Source organism: Serratia sp. CY31944 (assembly GCF_052169175.1).
GTDB classification, from domain to species: Bacteria; Pseudomonadota; Gammaproteobacteria; order Enterobacterales; family Enterobacteriaceae; genus Serratia; species Serratia sarumanii.
On record NZ_JBJNLG010000031.1, the window covers coordinates 18,772 to 34,360 of the forward strand.

The following is a 15,589-nucleotide window of genomic DNA, read 5'->3' on the forward strand; positions in this document are numbered from 1 at the left end:
GGCGTTAACCCAACGCCCGCTGGAAAATCCCCGCTTCAACCTGCTGCGGCGTAATCACGCCGCTGTCGAATATCCATCCGCTGATGAGCTTCGCCGGCGTGACGTCGAACGCCGGATTGTAGACCGGCGCATCGTTCGGCGCCCACTGGCAGGCGCCGAAGCTACCTGAAACGCCGGTGACTTCGGCCGCCGCGCGCTGCTCGATCGGGATGGCTGCGCCGTCCGGGCAGTGCGGATCGTGGGTGGTGTGCGGGGCGGCCACGTAGAACGGGATGCCGTGATAGTGCGCCAGCACCGCCAGGCTGTAGGTGCCAATCTTGTTGGCGACGTCGCCGTTGGCGGCGATGCGATCCGCGCCGACCCATACCGCATCGACCTGGCCCTGCGCCATCAGGCTGGCGGCCATCGAATCGCAGATCAGGCGATAGGGAATGCCCAGCTCGCCCAATTCCCAGGCGGTCAGACGGCCGCCCTGCAGCAGCGGCCGGGTTTCATCGACCCATACCTGTTGCACTTTGCCCTGCCGGTGGGCGTGCAGCAGCACGCCGATGGCGGTGCCGACGCCGGCGGTGGCCAATCCGCCGGTATTGCAGTGGGTCAGCAGGCGGCTGCCGGGCTTGACCAGCCCAGCGCCGTGATCGGCGATGCGATCGCACAGCCGGCGATCCTCTTCCACCAACCGCAGCGCTTCGTTCACCATCGCCGGCGCCCAATCAGGCTCCGCCAGCGCCAGCTTCATGCGATCCAGATTATTCATCAGGTTGACCGCCGTCGGGCGAGCGGCGCGCAGTGTGTGCAGCGCCCGCTCCAGCTCGGCGCGCGGCAGACCGCGTTCCGCCAGCAGCGCCAACAGCAGGCTGGCGGACAGCCCGATCAGCGGCGCGCCGCGCACCCGCAGGCTGTGAATGTGTCCGACCAGTTCCTCCACGCTGTCGCAGGCGCGCCACCGCTTTTCCTGCGGCAGGGCTTGCTGATCGAGGATCCAAAGGCGGTTGTCCTGCAGGGTCAAGCTGGTGGTGTTAAGCGCTTGCATCGGCGGTTAATTCCTTGTTGCGTGGTTATTGCATCTGAAACGCTATTCTGCCAACATGACTTCCAGATGTATAGACGTCCAAATGCTTTTACGTCTAAATAAACAGAATCGCTGGGGTCAGTGAGAGAGAACAGAGGGGTTGGGGAATGTCGCTTTATCGTACGTTTACGGCTGCCGATGCCGTTGAATATGCCCGCCAATACGGGCAGGTGGCCGATCCGCAGGCGCTGGTGAGCGCCGACGAGATCGGTGACGGCAACCTGAACCTGGTGTTCAAGATCCGCGATCGCGAAGGCGTGAGCCGGGTGATCGTCAAACAGGCGCTGCCCTACGTGCGCTGCGTGGGCGAATCCTGGCCGCTGACGCTGGATCGGGCGCGCATCGAAGCGGAAACGCTGCGGGTTCACGGCGGTTTCTGCCCGCGGCATACGGTAAAAGTCTTGCATCACGATCCCGAATTGGCGGTAATGGTGCAGGAAGATCTCTCCGATCATCGCATCTGGCGCAGTGAGCTGGTGCAGGGCAACTATCACCCGCTGGCGGCCGGGCAGTTGGCGGAATACCTGGCGCAGACGCTGTTCCACACCTCCGATTTTTATCAGTCGGCGCAGCAGAAGAAAGCGGAAGTCAGACGTTTCACCAACCCCGAACTGTGCCAGATCACCGAAGACCTGTTCTTTACCGATCCCTATATCGACCATGAGCGCAATCAGTTCGAGGCGGCGCTGTTGCCGCAGGTGCAGGCGCTGCGTGAGGATGCGCCGCTGAAGCTGGCGGTCGCCGGCCTGAAACATCGCTTCCTCACCAAGGCAGAGGCGCTGTTGCACGGGGATATTCACAGCGGTTCGATCTTCGTGGCGGAAGGCCGGTTGAAAGCGATCGACGCCGAATTCGGCTTCTACGGCCCGATCGGTTTCGATATCGGTACTGCGTTAGGCAACCTGCTGCTCAACTATTGTGGGCTGCCGGGGCTGTTCGGGCCGCGCGACGCCGCCGCCGGGCGCGAGCAGCGCCTGCAGGATGTGCGCGAGCTATGGCTGATCTTCGCCGATCGCTTTTTGGCTTTGTGCCATCAGCAAAGCCGGGATGCGGCGCTGGCGACGCCGGGTTACGCCGAGCTGTTCCTGCAACAGGTCTGGACCGATGCGGTCGGGTACTGCGGCACCGAACTGATTCGGCGCACCATCGGCCTGGCGCACGTCGCCGATCTGGACAGCATCGCCGACGCTGATATGCGCCTCGACTGTCAGCGCCATGCGCTGGGATTGGGGCGCACGCTGATCGTCAATGCGCCGCAGATCGAGCATATTGACGCGCTGTTGGCGCGCATTCGTCAGCAGGGCTGAAAAGGCGGGTGCTCGTGGATCTTGCCTGACACCATCAGCCAACGGGCGGGGCGAACCCCGCCGTTGGGTTGCCTTACCGTTCGGATTCGTAAGCCAAAGTGGCCGCAACCTCCGAGTCTCCCAGCCTGATGCGCAGTTCGCACAGCGAACCGCGGGTTAGCCAGATGAACGCGATCAGCGTCATACAGACGATCACCAGTTTAAGTACGACCCGTTTTTGCTGCATTTTTGACCTCCCTATCCTTGCCTTGCGGCGGGTAAGAGGCTAACCTGATGTTGTTGGGCATCAGAGTGGCCTCGGGTTGATAATATCGACTCGGGGCCTTTCTCTTTCTCTCCTTTGCCAAGGCTCCGGACAGAAAGATCCAGAGCACCCGCCGCGCAGTCTACTCGAACTTCCTTCCCGTGAAATCCGCCGCTGCGCCAACCTGCGGCGCGGTGCGCAGGTTGTCATGAAAGCAAAAGAAAAAGGGGCGATGATGATCGCCCCTTGGATGCGTGAAGTGAACGTTAAGCCGCTTCGGTTTGCTGTTGGCGCTTAGACTGCGCCGCCGGCTTTTCCGGCTTGGCGGCCGCCAGCGCATCCGGCGCAAAGTCGTCCACGTTGATGGAGCGCAGGCGGCTCTCTTCGGCTTTCACCAGGATCTTCGCCTCGTCGGCGCTGATCTTGCCTTCTTCCAGCGCGCGTTCCGCCAAACGATCCAGACGGGTGAACGGCAGGTTTTTGCCGGCCGCCTTGCACAGACGCTCGTGAATCGGCTCGGCGGCCATCACGTCGGCCAGCGCCGCTTCCAGCAGGCCGATTGGGTTATGCTCGCTCGGCGTCAGGTACTGACCGCGCCCCAGACGGCTGCGGGTGGCGGAAGGCACCTGCAGGATCTTGGCCAACTGGTGATCCAGACGGTCGGACGGTGCGGTATGCACGCGGCCAAACGGGAAGACCACGAAGCGCAGCGCGCCGGCGATAAAGCGGTTCGGGAAGTTGCGCAGCAGGTCATCCAGCGCCTGTTCGGCTTTATGCAGGCTGTCTTGCACGCCCCAATGCACCAGCGGCAGATCTTCTTTCTGACGGCCTTCGTCGTCAAAGCGTTTCAGCACGGCGGAAGCCAAATACATCTGGCTGAGGATGTCCCCCAGGCGAGCGGAGATGCGCTCGCGGCGCTTCAGGCTGCCGCCCAGCACGCCCATGGAAACGTCTGACAGCAACGCCAGGTTGGCGCTCAGGCGGTTCAACTGCTGATAGTAACGACGGGTCGCGTCCTTGGTCGGCGTGGCGCTGGTGCGGCCGTTGGTCAGGCCCAGCCAGAAGCTGCGTACCTTGTTGCTGCCGACGTGGCCCAGATGGCCGAACAGCGATTTATCGAAGGCGTTCAGATCGTTGTTCTGCGCCGCCGCCATTTCATCCAGCACATAAGGATGGCAGCGGATCGCGCCCTGGCCGAAGATCATCATGGTGCGGGTCAGGATGTTCGCGCCTTCCACCGTGATGGCGATCGGTGCGCCCTGATAGGCGCGAGCCAGGAAGTTGGATTCGCCCAGCATGATGCCTTTACCGCCGGCGATGTCCATGGCGTCAACGATCGACTGCTGGCCGCGGTGCGTACAGTGGTATTTGACGATGGCCGACAGCACGGCCGGCTTCTCGCCCTGAACCAGCGCATAGGTGATCAGCGAAGCGGCGGCGTCCATCACATAGGTGTTGCCGGCGATGCGCGCCAACGGCTCTTCGATGCCTTCCATCTTGCCGATGGAGATCTTGAACTGACGGCGAATGTGCGCGTAGGCGCCGGTCGCCAGGGCGATGGATTTCAGGCTGCCGGTAGAGTTGGACGGCAGGGTGATGCCGCGACCGACCGACAGACACTCAACCAGCATCCGCCAGCCCTGGCCGGCCATTTTCGGCCCGCCGATAATGTAATCGATCGGGACGAACACGTCGGTGCCGCGGGTCGGGCCGTTCTGGAACGGCACGTTCAGCGGGAAGTGGCGGTTGCCGATTTCCACGCCCGGCGTGCTGGTCGGGATCAGCGCACAGGTGATGCCCGGGGATTCGTTGTCGCTCAGCAGGCGGTTCGGGTCATGCAGTTTGAACGCCAGGCCCAGTACGGTGGCGACCGGCGCCAGCGTGATGTAGCGCTTGTTCCAGGTCAGGCGCATGCCCAGCACCTGCTTGCCTTGCCAGTCGCCCATGCACACGGTGCCCACGTCCGGAATGGCGCCGGCATCGGAACCCGCTTCCGGGCTGGTCAGCGCGAAGCAAGGGATCTCGTCGCCGCGCGCCAGGCCCGGCAGATAGTGGTTTTTCTGTTCTTCGGTACCGTAGTGCTGCAGCAGTTCGCCTGGGCCGAGGGAGTTCGGCACGCCGACGGTGATCGCCAGGATGCCGGAAACGCCGGCCAGTTTTTGCAGCACCATCGCCTGAGCATAAGGAGAGAATTCCAGACCGCCGTACTCTTTCTTGATGATCATCGCGAAGAAACGGTGTTCTTTCAGGTATGCCCAGAGTTCAGGTGGCAGATCGGCCAGTTCGTGGGTGATCTGGAAGTCGTTGGCCATGCGGCAGGCTTCTTCCACCGGGCCGTCGATAAACGCCTGCTCTTCTTCCGTCAGGCGCGGTTTCGGGTAGCTGTGCAGCTTGTTCCAGTCCGGCGCGCCGCGGAACAGATCGCCTTCCCACCAGGTGGTGCCGGCGTCGATCGCTTCCTTCTCGGTGGTGGACATCGGCGGCATCACCTTGCGGAAGGCGCGCAGCGCCGGCGCGGAGAGCAGGGAACGGCGCACAGAGGAAAGGTTCAGCGGCAGCAGCACGATAGCCAGCGGCAGCAACAGCCAGAAGCTCCACAGGCCGATCGCACCCATGGCGGCGGTGTACGCCACCAGGATCAGGCTGCTGAGGGTAAGGTTCACTCGGTGGTAGAACACCACGCCGAGGAGAGCCAGGAAAACGACGATACTAAGAACCATCATAAGAAGCTCCGAAGTAGTAAGAGGTCTGACCTGTTGTGTGTATGTAATAGGTTTTAGTACAAGGCAGAATTTTTATCAATGCGTTTACAGTTTAATTACAACTCAGGTCACAAACTGACAGCACCAATCATCAAAAACCTCTCCGCTTTCTTAACCGGCGCGCTGTTTGGCTGAGAATGCTTCTCGCTGTTTCCGCGATCCGGTACACTGCGGAGCGGAAGATTTGACGATAACAAGAGGTTCCTCATGTACCACGACCTTATTCGCAGTGAACTGAACGAAGCGGCTGATACCCTGGCGAAATTTATCAATGACGACGCCAATATCGACGCCATCCAACGCGCCGCGGTGCTGCTGGCGGATTCCTTCAAAGCCGGCGGTAAAGTGATTTCCTGCGGCAATGGCGGTTCCCATTGCGACGCGATGCACTTCGCCGAAGAGCTGACCGGCCGCTACCGTGAAAACCGCCCGGGCTACCCGGCGATTGCCATCTCGGACGTGAGCCACCTGTCCTGCGTCAGCAACGACTTCGGCTATGAGTACGTGTTCTCTCGCTATGTGGAAGCGGTAGGCCGCGAAGGCGACGTGCTGCTGGGCATTTCCACCTCCGGCAATTCCGGCAACATCATCAAAGCCATCGACGCGGCGCGCGCCAAGGGGATGAAAGTGATCACCCTGACCGGCAAGGACGGCGGCAAGATGGCGGGTTCCGCCGATGTGGAAATTCGCGTGCCGCACTTCGGCTACGCCGACCGCATTCAGGAAATCCACATTAAAGCGATTCACATCTTGATTCAGCTGATCGAAAAAGAGATGGTTAAGGCTTGATAGCCTGCGGGGAGCTGCGGCTCCCCATGAATAAGACGGCGGGCGCCGCATGCTGCGCCCGCACAGCCTGTGTCAGTGTGGTTAAGGAGTGCTGGCGATGTGTGAACTGCTCGGGATGAGCGCAAACGTACCGACCGATATCTGCTTCAGCTTTACCGGCCTGGTACAGCGCGGCGGCCGCACCGGGCCGCATAAGGATGGCTGGGGCATTACCTTCTATGAAGGGAACGGCTGCCGCACATTCAAGGATCCGCAGCCGAGCTTCAACTCGCCGATCGCCCGCCTGGTGCAGGACTATCCGATCAAATCCTGCGCGGTGGTGTCCCATATTCGCCAGGCCAATCGCGGCGAGGTGGCGCTGGAAAACACCCACCCGTTCACCCGCGAACTGTGGGGCCGCAACTGGACCTACGCTCACAACGGCCAATTGAAAGGCTATCGTCAGCTGGATACCGGCACGTTTCGCCCGGTCGGCCAGACCGACAGCGAATACGCGTTCTGCTGGCTGCTGCATCAGCTGGCGCTGAAATACCCGCGCACCCCGAGCCAATGGCCGGCGGTTTTCCGCTATATCGGCCTGTTGGCGAACCAGCTGCGCAAGAAGGGGGTGTTCAACATGCTGTTGTCGGACGGGCGCTTCGTGATGGCCTATTGTTCCACCAACCTGTATTGGATCACGCGCCGCGCGCCGTTCGGCAAGGCGACGCTGCTCGATCAGGACGTGGAAATCGATTTTCAGCAGCAGACCACACCGAACGATGTGGTCACGGTGATCGCCACCCAACCGCTGACCGCCAACGAAACCTGGCACAAGATTGAGCCAGGCGAATTCGCGTTATTTCACTTCGGTGAGCGGCTTGTTCTGAGCGAAGGGATTGGTGTTGGGCGTCGGGCTGGCTGACGCGTACTGCGTCATCATGCCGCCGCTGCTCATCAACGGTTGACCCAAGACGTACTGGCCATTGACCACGCCCATTGTCGGCGGCTGGTGGTTCTTCGCGAAGTAATCGTAGCCCGGCTTCAGCTGGCGCCAGAAGGCGATATAGCTGGATGACGCATGGCGCTTGAGGTTTTGCTCGGTCATGCGGAACGGGTAAATGCTGATGTTGACGCGGCTTTGGCCATAGGCGAAGGCGGCTTCGACGTAGCGATAGATCTCGTCCATATAGGTGTTGGTCATCGCGTAACAGCCAATCGATTTACATTCGCCGTGGATCATCAGATAAGCGCCGGAATAGCCCTGCGACTTATCGTAATCATTAGGGAAACCGATATTGATCGCCCGATAATACTTGCTGTCGGGTTTCAGATGGCGCGCGTCAACGCTATAAAAGCCTTCCGGACTTTTAAAGTCGCCTTCACGGCGTTTAGGACCCAGCCCGCCGGAGAAATTACAGATCGGGAACGTGTTGACCAGGCGGAATTCATTGCCCATTTTGGCATACAATTCCAGCTTGCGTTCCTCTTTGAAGATCTGAATATAGACCGGCGAACCCAATAATTGCTGTTTAACTACCGGCGCTTCGGGTACCTGCTCGCTGGCGCTGCAGGCCGTGATCATCGGCATAGAAACAAGCATCGCAAACAACAGCGCGATTTTGCTCATTATTATTCCTGCTTATATTTATTTGCCGGCGCAATGACGTTGGTCGGCATGCCACTGATATTGTTTTTACTGCTGCAAAACACCGCCAGATTACCAGCGCGTTTATTTTTAGCAATACGTGATATGTATAAAAAAACGACAAAGCTCGATAAAAGTGAAATGACCGGCAGATTTTAACGATAAGTAGTGAAAAACAGGCGAAATTTAATTGCGTTTGCTTGACCCAAGTCACGACGGAACGCAGAACAATGTTGCGAACAATGTTAATATTCCCCCTTCAATTTAACGCGCTGTGGCGATTGAAGCGGCAGGAGTTATGGCATATAACCCGGCCATTTTGATGGTTATTTGGCTACAGGCCGTTAACATATCGACCGTCGCGCTAACAACGGAAAGGGGGAATCAAGGGAATGCGCGTTACCCCAGTTTTTCACTGCGAGAAAGTTCATGTTGGGCGTGCCGCCATGCGCACTGCCCGGCAATCCTGGCATCGTCAGCACCCGCCTCTGGGGCCGGGCAGACGTGTAAACCAAACTACATCGTATAAATCCTATGATTAAGATCAGAAAAGGGTTAGATCTGCCGATAGCCGGAGCCCCGGTTCAGGCGATCCAAGACGGCCCGAACATTCAGCATGTTGCCCTGCTTGGGGAAGAGTATGTCGGAATGCGTCCCTCCATGCTGGTGCAGGAAGGCGATACCGTTAAGAAAGGCCAGGCGTTGTTCGAAGATAAGAAAAACCCCGGGGTTTTCTTCACGGCTCCCGCCAGCGGCCGCATCGCCGCGATTAACCGCGGCGAGCGGCGCGTATTGCAATCGGTGGTGATTGCGCTGGAAAACGGCGGTGACGATCAGCTCGAGTTTGCGCATTACCCGCTGGGTGAGTTGGCTCAGCTGCCGCGCGAACAGGTCGAGAGTGAACTGATCGCCAGCGGCCTGTGGACCGCGCTGCGCACCCGTCCGTTCAGCAAAACGCCGAGCCCCGGCAGCGAGGCGCGCGCCATTTTCGTCACCGCGATGGATACCCGGCCGTTGGCCGCCGATCCGCAGGTGATCATCGCCGAACAGCAGGCGGCGTTCAACGCCGGGCTGCTGGTGTTGGCGCGCCTGACGGCGGGCAAGGTGCACGTATGCCACGCCGCCGGTGCCTCCGTTGGCCAGCAGAGCAGCCCGCAGATCGCCTACAGCGAATTTGCCGGCCCGCACCCCGCCGGGCTGGTGGGGACGCACATTCACTTCCTTGAACCGGTCAGCCTGAAGAAAACCGTTTGGCACATCGGCTATCAGGACGTCATCGCCATCGGCACGCTGTTTACCACCGGTCAGCTCGATACCCGCCGGGTCGTGGCGCTGGCCGGGCCGCAGGTGGCGCAGCCAGCGCTGCTGCGCACCCGCCTGGGGGCCAGCCTCGATGAGCTGACCGCCGGCCGCCTGAAAAACGGCGAGAATCGGGTGATCTCAGGTTCGGTGCTGAACGGCATGCACGCCACCGGGCCGAACGCCTGGCTCGGCCGCTTCCACTCGCAGGTGTCGGTGCTGGAAGAAGGGCGCGACAAAGAGCTGTTCGGTTGGATCGTGCCTTCGCCGAACAAGTTCTCCATTACCCGCACCACGCTGGGCCACTTCCTGAAGAACAAACTGTTCGCCTTCTCGACCACCACTAACGGCGGCGAACGCGCCATGGTGCCGATCGGCAACTACGAGCGGGTGATGCCGCTGGATATTTTGCCGACGCTGCTGCTGCGCGATCTGCTGGCGGGCGACAGCGACAGCGCGCAGGCGCTGGGCTGTCTGGAGCTGGACGAGGAAGATCTGGCGCTGTGCACCTTCGTTTGCCCCGGCAAGTATGAGTACGCGCCGGTGCTGCGCGAGGTGCTGACCAAGATTGAGCAGGAAGGATAACCGATGGGCCTGAAGAATTATTTTGAGAAGATAGAGCATCACTTCACGCCGGGCGGCAAACTGGAAAAGTGGTACCCGCTGTATGAAGCGACTACCACGGTGTTTTACACCCCCGGCACGGTGACGCGCGGCGCTTCGCACGTGCGCGACGCCATCGATTTGAAACGCATGATGATCCTGGTGTGGCTGGCGGTGTTCCCGGCGATGTTCTGGGGCATGTACAACGTCGGCCAACAGGCGATCCCGGCGCTGCACCATCTGTACAGCGGCGACGAGCTGCAACAGGTGCTGGCGGGCGACTGGCATTATCGCCTGGCGCAGTGGCTCGGCGCCTCGCTGGCGGCCGACGCCGGCTGGGTCAGCAAGATGGTGCTGGGCGCCTGTTACTTCCTGCCGATCTACGCCGTGGTGTTTGTCGTCGGCGGCTTCTGGGAAGTGCTGTTCGCCATTATCCGCAAGCATGAGGTCAACGAAGGCTTCTTCGTCACCTCTATCCTGTTCGCGCTGATCGTGCCGCCGACCCTGCCGCTGTGGCAGGCCGCGCTGGGTATCACCTTCGGCGTGGTGGTGGCCAAAGAGATCTTCGGCGGCACCGGGCGCAACTTCCTCAACCCGGCGTTGGCCGGCCGCGCCTTCCTGTTCTTCGCCTACCCGGCGCAGATCTCCGGCGATCTGGTGTGGACCTCTGCGGACGGTTTCTCCGGCGCGACGCCGCTGGCGCAGTGGAGCGCAGGCGGGGCGCACAGCCTGAGCAACGTGGCCACCGGCCAGTCCATCAGCTGGATGGACGCCTTCCTCGGCAACATTCCCGGTTCCATCGGTGAAGTCTCCACGCTGATGATCCTGATCGGCGGGGCGATTATCCTGTTCGGCCGCGTGGCCTCCTGGCGCATCGTCGCCGGCGTAATGCTCGGCATGGTGGCTTCCGCCCTGTTGTTCAACGCCATTGGTTCCGATACCAACCCGATGTTCGCCATGCCGTGGTACTGGCATCTGGTGCTGGGCGGTTTCGCCTTCGGCATGATCTTTATGGCGACCGACCCGGTTTCCGCCTCCTTCACCAACAAGGGGAAATGGTGGTACGGCATTCTGATCGGCGTGATGTGCGTGCTGATCCGGGTGGTCAACCCCGCCTATCCGGAAGGCATGATGCTGGCGATCCTGTTCGCCAACCTGTTCGCACCGCTGTTCGATTATCTGGTGGTGCAGGCCAACATCAAGCGGAGAAAAGCCCGTGGCGAATGAAGCGAAAAACGACGGCATCGGTAAAACGCTGCTGGTAGTGCTGCTGCTGTGTCTGGTGTGTTCAGTGGTGGTGGCGGGCTCCGCCGTCGGCCTGAAGTCCAAACAGCAGGAGCAAAAGCTGCTCGACAAGCAGCGCAATATTCTCGACGTAGCCGGCCTGTTGCAGCCGAAAATGGAGAGCGAGCAGGTCAAGCGCCTGTACAGCGAGCGCATCGAACCGCGCCTGGTGGATCTGAACAGCGGCGAGTTTGTCGCCGGCAAGGCGGCGGCGTTCGATCTGGGCGCCGCGCTGCGCGACGACGCCAAAAGCGTGGCGCTGGCGGCGGGCGACGATCCGGCCGGCATCAAGCGCCGCAGCAACCAGGCGGAAATCTACCTGGTGCGCGACGAAAGCGGCCAGGTGAACAAGATTGTGCTGCCGGTATACGGCACCGGTCTGTGGTCGATGATGTACGCCTTCGTGGCGCTGGATAACGACGGCAACACGGTCAAGGGCATCACCTACTACGACCAGGGGGAAACCCCGGGGCTGGGCGGCGAGGTCGAGAACCCGTCCTGGCGCCAGCAGTGGGTCGGCAAACAGCTGTTCGACGACAACGGCCAGCCGGCGATCCGCGTGGTGAAAGGCGGCGCGCGTCAGGGGGATGTGCATGGGGTGGACGGCCTGTCCGGTGCCACGCTGACCTCCAACGGCGTGCAGCATACGTTTGATTTCTGGTTGGGCGAGCACGGCTTCGGCCCGTTCCTGAAAAAAGTTCGTGAAGGAGCGCTGAAAAATGGCTGATTCCAAAGAGATAAAGCGGGTCCTGCTGGGGCCGCTGTTCGACAATAACCCGATCGCCCTGCAGGTGCTGGGCGTCTGTTCTGCGTTGGCGGTGACCACCAAGCTGGAGACGGCGGTGGTGATGACCATTGCGGTGACGCTGGTCACGGCGTTCTCCAGTTTCTTCATCTCGCTGATCCGTCACCATATTCCCAACAGCGTGCGCATTATCGTGCAGATGGCGATCATCGCCTCGCTGGTGATCGTGGTCGATCAGCTGCTGCGCGCCTACGCGTTCGAGATCTCCAAGCAGCTGTCGGTGTTCGTAGGCCTCATCATCACCAACTGTATCGTGATGGGGCGCGCCGAGGCTTACGCCATGAAGTCGCCGCCGATCGAGAGTTTTATGGACGGCATCGGCAACGGGCTGGGCTACGGGGTGATCCTGGTACTGGTCGGTTTCCTGCGCGAGCTGATTGGCTCCGGCAAGCTGTTCGGCGTCCCGGTGCTGGAAACGGTGCAGAACGGCGGCTGGTTCCAGCCGAACGGCCTGTTCCTGCTGGCGCCGAGCGCGTTCTTCATCATCGGCCTGCTGATCTGGGTGCTGCGCACCCTGAAGCCGGCGCAGATCGAAAAGGAGTAAAGGCCGATGGAACACTATATCAGCCTGTTTGTGCGCGCGGTGTTCGTCGAGAACATGGCGCTGGCGTTCTTCCTCGGGATGTGTACCTTCCTGGCGGTCTCGAAGAAGGTCTCGACCGCCTTTGGCCTGGGCATCGCGGTGACCATCGTGCTCGGCATTTCGGTGCCGGTGAACAACCTGGTCTACAACCTGATCCTGCGCGACGGCGCGCTGGTGGAAGGCGTCGATCTGAGCTTCCTCAACTTCATCACCTTCATCGGCGTGATCGCGGCGCTGGTGCAGATTTTGGAGATGATCCTCGATCGCTTCTTCCCGTCGCTGTATAACGCGCTCGGCATCTTCCTGCCGCTCATCACCGTGAACTGCGCCATCTTCGGCGGCGTGTCCTTCATGGTGCAGCGCGACTACAACTTCGCCGAATCGGTGGTGTACGGCTTCGGCTCCGGCACCGGCTGGATGCTGGCGATCGTCGCCATGGCGGGGATCCGCGAGAAACTCAAGTATGCCAACGTGCCGGCGGGACTGCGCGGCCTGGGCATTACCTTTATCACCACCGGACTGATGGCGCTGGGCTTCATGTCCTTCTCCGGTGTTCAGTTGTAAAGGCGGGAAGAATTTATGGAAATTATTTTAGGCGTAGCAATGTTCACCACCATCGTGATGGTGCTGGTGTTGCTGATCCTGTTCGCCAAATCGAAGCTGGTGAACACCGGCGACATCGCGGTGGAGATCAACGGCGATCTGGATAAGAGCTTCCATGCGCCGGCGGGCGACAAGCTGCTCAACGTGCTCTCCAGCCAGGGGATCTTCGTCTCCTCGGCCTGCGGCGGCGGCGGTTCCTGCGGCCAGTGCCGGGTGGTGATCAAAGAGGGCGGCGGCGATATCCTGCCGACCGAGCTCTCGCACATCAACAAGCGCGAAGCGAAAGAGGGTTGCCGCCTGGCGTGCCAGGTGAACGTGAAGCAGAACCTGAAGATCGAGCTGCCGGAAGAGATCTTCGGCGTGAAGAAATGGGAGTGCGAGGTTATCTCCAACGATAACAAAGCCACCTTTATCAAAGAGCTGAAGCTGAAGATCCCGGATGGCGAAGACGTGCCGTTCCGCGCGGGCGGCTTCATCCAGATCGAAGCGCCGGCGCACGACATCAGCTACGCCGACTTCGACGTGCCGCAGGAGTATCGCGGCGACTGGGACAAGTTCAACCTGTTCCGCTACCGCTCAACGGTGAACGACACCACGGTGCGCGCCTACTCGATGGCCAACTACCCGGAAGAGAAGGGCATCATCATGCTCAACGTGCGTATCGCCACGCCGCCGCCGAACAATCCGGACGTGCCGCCGGGCATCATGTCTTCCTATATCTGGTCGCTGAAGGCGGGTGACAAGGTGACCATCTCCGGGCCGTTCGGCGAATTCTTCGCCAAGGAGACCGACGCCGAAATGATCTTCATCGGCGGCGGCGCGGGCATGGCGCCGATGCGTTCGCACATCTTCGATCAGCTCAAACGCCTGAACTCGAAGCGCAAGATCACCTTCTGGTACGGCGCGCGTTCGCTGCGCGAGATGTTCTATGAAGACGACTTCAACCAGCTGCAGGCGGAGAAAGAAAACTTCACCTGGCACGTGGCGCTGTCGGATCCGCAGCCGGAAGATAACTGGACCGGCTACACCGGCTTTATCCATAATGTTCTGCTGGAGAACTATCTGAGGAATCACCCGGCGCCGGAGGACTGCGAGTTTTACATGTGCGGGCCGCCGATGATGAACGCCGCGGTGATCAAGATGCTCAAAGATCTGGGCGTCGAAGACGAGAACATCATGCTGGATGACTTTGGTGGCTAAATGCGCGCATTGGCGATGAAGAACTGGCTGACGGGCGTGGCGCTGAGCGCCATCCTGCTGCTGACCGGCTGCGGGCCGGAACAGGTGGATCTGACGGGTAAAACCATGGGCACCTCGTATTCGATCCGTTACGTGGCCGGCGACGATACGCCGTCGGCGCGCGAGATGCAGAGGGAGATCGACAAACGGCTGGAACAGGTGAACGACCAGATGTCCACCTACCGGCCGGACTCCGAGCTGAGCCGCTTCAACGCCAGCCGCGACATTGACCGGCCGTTCCCGGTTTCGCCGGCGACTGCCAAGGTGGTGCGCGAAGCGCTGCGCATCAACCGCGTGACCGATGGCGCGCTGGACGTGACCGTCGGGCCGCTGGTCAACCTGTGGGGCTTCGGCCCGGAAGGGCGACCGGATAAAGTGCCGAGCGAGGCGGAGCTGGCGCATCGCCGCGCCTGGACCGGCGCCGACAAACTGTCGGTGCAGGGCAGCGCGCTGGTGAAAAGCATCCCCGAGCTGTATGTCGACCTGTCGTCGATCGCCAAAGGGTACGGCGTGGACGTGGTGGCGGAGTATCTGCAATCGCAACACGTGAAAGACTACATGGTGGATATCGGCGGTGAAGTTCGCACCCGCGGGCGCAATGGCGAGCAAAAGCCGTGGCGCATCGCCATCGAGCGCCCGACCGCCGGTACGCAGCAGCAGGCGCAGCTGGTGATCCAGCCGGGGGAGATGTCGATCGCCACCTCGGGTGACTATCGCAACTACTTCGAGCAGGACGGGGTGCGCTATTCGCATACCATCGATCCGATCACCGGCCGGCCGATCAACCACCGTTTGGTGTCGATCACCGTGCTGAGCCCGGCCTGCATGACCGCCGACGGCCTGTCCACCGGCCTGAACGTGATGGGGCCGGAGCGCGGCATGGCGTTGGCCAATCTGCTCGGCATTCCGGTGTTCATGATCGTGAAAACCGCCGACGGGTTTGAGGAGCGCTATTCCGACGCGTTCAAACCCTATATGAAAAAGCGTTCGTGAGGTTGCTATGTTGACGGTATTCGCCGCCACCTTCGTGTTATTCCTGCTGATCGTCGGCGGGATGTCGTTGGGTTACGTGTTCAAACGCAAAAGCCTGCAGGGCAGCTGCGGCGGCATCACCGCATTGGGGATGGAGAAAGTCTGCGACTGCCCGGAGCCTTGCGATGCGCGCAAAAAGCGCGAAGCCAAAGCGGCGCAGCGGCGCGAGCAGTTGGACAAACACCGCATTCTGTAGCTGTAGCGAAAACCCGGCCTTGGCCGGGTTTTTTATTGTAAGCCTTAAACCACCTCCTAAGGAGGTGGTGATTGAACCTGTGAGGCTCTAGCCTGAAGGAAACCCATGCCGGAATATTCCAGCTTACTCACCACAAGTAAGAAGGAA

15 protein-coding genes are annotated in these 15,589 nt (G+C 60.8%); 11 read left to right on the plus strand and 4 right to left on the minus strand.

The window, feature by feature from the left end; genetic code table 11:
* Positions 1-4 precede the first annotated feature (4 nt).
* A complete protein-coding gene (mtnA, locus tag ACJ8IN_RS23570; RefSeq protein ID WP_047569194.1) occupies positions 5-1,033 on the minus strand; it encodes an S-methyl-5-thioribose-1-phosphate isomerase in 1,029 nt (342 codons plus the stop codon).
* A 146-nt stretch (positions 1,034-1,179) separates the two neighbouring features.
* Here mtnA and mtnK point away from each other — a divergent pair, with 146 nt between their 5' ends.
* Positions 1,180-2,379: an S-methyl-5-thioribose kinase gene (gene mtnK, locus ACJ8IN_RS23575; protein WP_060427842.1), complete on the plus strand. Its 1,200-nt coding sequence runs from the start codon at positions 1,180-1,182 to the stop codon at positions 2,377-2,379.
* Between the two features lie 73 nt (positions 2,380-2,452).
* On the opposite strand, the gene ACJ8IN_RS23580 is transcribed toward mtnK, so the two are convergent.
* On the minus strand, positions 2,453-2,605 hold the full coding sequence (locus tag ACJ8IN_RS23580) for a Hok/Gef family protein (RefSeq protein WP_004930217.1): 153 nt from the start codon (positions 2,603-2,605) through the stop codon (positions 2,453-2,455).
* Positions 2,606-2,889: 284 nt separating this feature from the next.
* Positions 2,890-5,346: an acyl-CoA dehydrogenase FadE gene (fadE, locus tag ACJ8IN_RS23585; RefSeq protein ID WP_060387318.1), complete on the minus strand. Its 2,457-nt coding sequence runs from the start codon at positions 5,344-5,346 to the stop codon at positions 2,890-2,892.
* Positions 5,347-5,592: 246 nt separating this feature from the next.
* Between fadE and lpcA the strand changes: the two genes are divergently transcribed.
* A complete protein-coding gene (gene lpcA / locus ACJ8IN_RS23590) occupies positions 5,593-6,174 on the plus strand; it encodes a D-sedoheptulose 7-phosphate isomerase (RefSeq protein ID WP_004930220.1) in 582 nt (193 codons plus the stop codon).
* A gap of 97 nt (positions 6,175-6,271) precedes the next feature.
* A complete protein-coding gene (locus tag ACJ8IN_RS23595) occupies positions 6,272-7,075 on the plus strand; it encodes a class II glutamine amidotransferase (RefSeq protein ID WP_025301665.1) in 804 nt (267 codons plus the stop codon).
* Here ACJ8IN_RS23595 and dpaA read toward each other — a convergent pair.
* Positions 7,010-7,780, minus strand: coding sequence for a peptidoglycan meso-diaminopimelic acid protein amidase (gene dpaA, locus ACJ8IN_RS23600; protein WP_033637205.1), 771 nt, complete (start codon positions 7,778-7,780; stop codon positions 7,010-7,012). The two genes, ACJ8IN_RS23595 and dpaA, sit on opposite strands and share 66 nt — an antisense overlap.
* A gap of 552 nt (positions 7,781-8,332) precedes the next feature.
* Between dpaA and ACJ8IN_RS23605 the strand changes: the two genes are divergently transcribed.
* From ACJ8IN_RS23605 to nqrM, 8 genes are read left to right on the plus strand one after another with little or no spacing between them, the layout of a single operon-like run.
* Entirely contained in the window at positions 8,333-9,682 is a 1,350-nt protein-coding gene (locus ACJ8IN_RS23605) for a Na(+)-translocating NADH-quinone reductase subunit A (protein WP_060422203.1), read from the plus strand.
* A 3-nt stretch (positions 9,683-9,685) separates the two neighbouring features.
* Positions 9,686-10,927 (plus strand): NADH:ubiquinone reductase (Na(+)-transporting) subunit B, encoded by a 1,242-nt coding sequence (locus tag ACJ8IN_RS23610; protein WP_033649926.1) that lies wholly within the window; start codon positions 9,686-9,688, stop codon positions 10,925-10,927.
* On the plus strand, positions 10,917-11,711 hold the full coding sequence (locus ACJ8IN_RS23615) for a Na(+)-translocating NADH-quinone reductase subunit C (protein ID WP_015376731.1): 795 nt from the start codon (positions 10,917-10,919) through the stop codon (positions 11,709-11,711). Before ACJ8IN_RS23610 ends, ACJ8IN_RS23615 begins: the two co-directional genes overlap by 11 nt.
* Positions 11,704-12,333 (plus strand): NADH:ubiquinone reductase (Na(+)-transporting) subunit D, encoded by a 630-nt coding sequence (locus ACJ8IN_RS23620; protein WP_033653338.1) that lies wholly within the window; start codon positions 11,704-11,706, stop codon positions 12,331-12,333. The genes ACJ8IN_RS23615 and ACJ8IN_RS23620 overlap by 8 nt, the downstream gene beginning before the upstream one ends.
* A gap of 6 nt (positions 12,334-12,339) precedes the next feature.
* Entirely contained in the window at positions 12,340-12,936 is a 597-nt protein-coding gene (gene nqrE, locus ACJ8IN_RS23625) for an NADH:ubiquinone reductase (Na(+)-transporting) subunit E (RefSeq protein WP_004930235.1), read from the plus strand.
* Positions 12,937-12,951: 15 nt separating this feature from the next.
* Positions 12,952-14,175: an NADH:ubiquinone reductase (Na(+)-transporting) subunit F gene (nqrF, locus tag ACJ8IN_RS23630; protein WP_060422200.1), complete on the plus strand. Its 1,224-nt coding sequence runs from the start codon at positions 12,952-12,954 to the stop codon at positions 14,173-14,175.
* Positions 14,176-15,207, plus strand: a complete 1,032-nt coding sequence (locus ACJ8IN_RS23635; protein ID WP_308325447.1) for an FAD:protein FMN transferase — start codon at positions 14,176-14,178, stop codon at positions 15,205-15,207.
* 7 nt (positions 15,208-15,214) lie between these two features.
* The gene (gene nqrM / locus ACJ8IN_RS23640) at positions 15,215-15,442 is read left to right on the plus strand and encodes a (Na+)-NQR maturation NqrM (RefSeq protein ID WP_004930244.1); all 228 of its coding nucleotides are present in this window, start codon (positions 15,215-15,217) and stop codon (positions 15,440-15,442) included.
* Positions 15,443-15,589 lie beyond the last annotated feature (147 nt).